We start from the raw sequence: 1,275 nt of genomic DNA, 5'->3' as shown, positions 1-1,275 counted from the left end.
AACACCGTTATCAGATCTTACTGATGACAATGAATCCGTCACAACAGCTGAAGATACAGCAGTTTCAGGTAATGTTCTAGATAACGCAGAAACTGCAGACGGTCCACTAACTGTCACCAGCTTTATGGTTGGTGGAAATACGTACAATGCAGGTGATACGGTTACCCTTGCTGAAGGTGAACTCATCTTAAATGCAGACGGTAGCTATACCTTCACACCAAATGATAATTTCAACGGTGCTGTGCCTGTTATTACTTATACCGTTACTGATGGTGCTGGTGATACACAGAGTTCTACCCTAACTATTTCAGTGACACCGGTTTCAGATCTAAGTGATGATAGTGAAACGGTTACGATAGCAGAAGATACAATTGCTACAGGTGATGTCCTCTATAACGCAGCAACTGCAGACGGTCCATTAACTGTCACCAGTTTTACGGTTGGTGGAAATACGTATAATGCAGGTGATACGGTTACCCTTGCTGAAGGTGAACTCATCTTAAATGCAGACGGTAGCTATACCTTCACACCAAATGACAATTTCAACGGTGCTGTGCCTGTTATTACTTATACCGTTACTGATGGTGCTGGTGACACTCAGAGTTCTACCCTAACCATTTCAGTGACACCGGTTTTAGATTTAAGTGATGATAGTGAAACGGTTACGATAGCTGAAGATACAATTGCTACAGGTAATGTGCTTGATAACGCAGCAACTGCAAACGGTCCATTAACTGTCACCAGTTTTACGGTTGATGGGAATACGTATAATGCTGGTGATACCGTTACTCTCGCTGAAGGTGAACTCACTTTAAATGCCGATGGTAGTTACACTTTTACTCCAAATGATAACTTTAATGGTGCTGTGCCTGTTATTACTTATACCGTTACTGATGGTGCTGGTGATACACAGAGTTCTACCCTAACTATTTCAGTGACACCCGTGTCTGATCTAAGTGATGATAGTGAAACGGTCACGATAGCTGAAGATACAACCGCCACAGGCAATGTGTTAGACAATGCAGAAACTGCTGATGGTCCACTCACGGTAACCAACTTTACTGTTGGTGGGAATACCTATAATGCAGGTGATACCGTTACTCTCGCTGAAGGTGAACTCACTTTAAATGCCGATGGTAGTTACACTTTCACTCCGAATGATAACTTTAATGGTGCTGTGCCTGTAATTACTTATATTGTTACTGACGGTGCAGGTGATACTCAGAGTTCTACCCTAACCATTTCAGTGACACCGGTTTCAGATTTAAGTGATGA

General features: G+C 42.4%; 1 protein-coding gene. It reads left to right on the top strand.

The annotated features are described in order from the left end of the window. The coding region (locus H4J66_RS19920) for a tandem-95 repeat protein (protein ID WP_182176650.1) at window positions 1-1,275 on the top strand (1,275 nt) is incomplete at both ends.

It is taken from the genome of Colwellia sp. MB3u-55 (assembly GCF_014076785.1).
Lineage (GTDB): Bacteria > Pseudomonadota > Gammaproteobacteria > Enterobacterales > Alteromonadaceae > Colwellia_A.
This window is presented reverse-complemented; position numbering and strand designations above follow the sequence as displayed.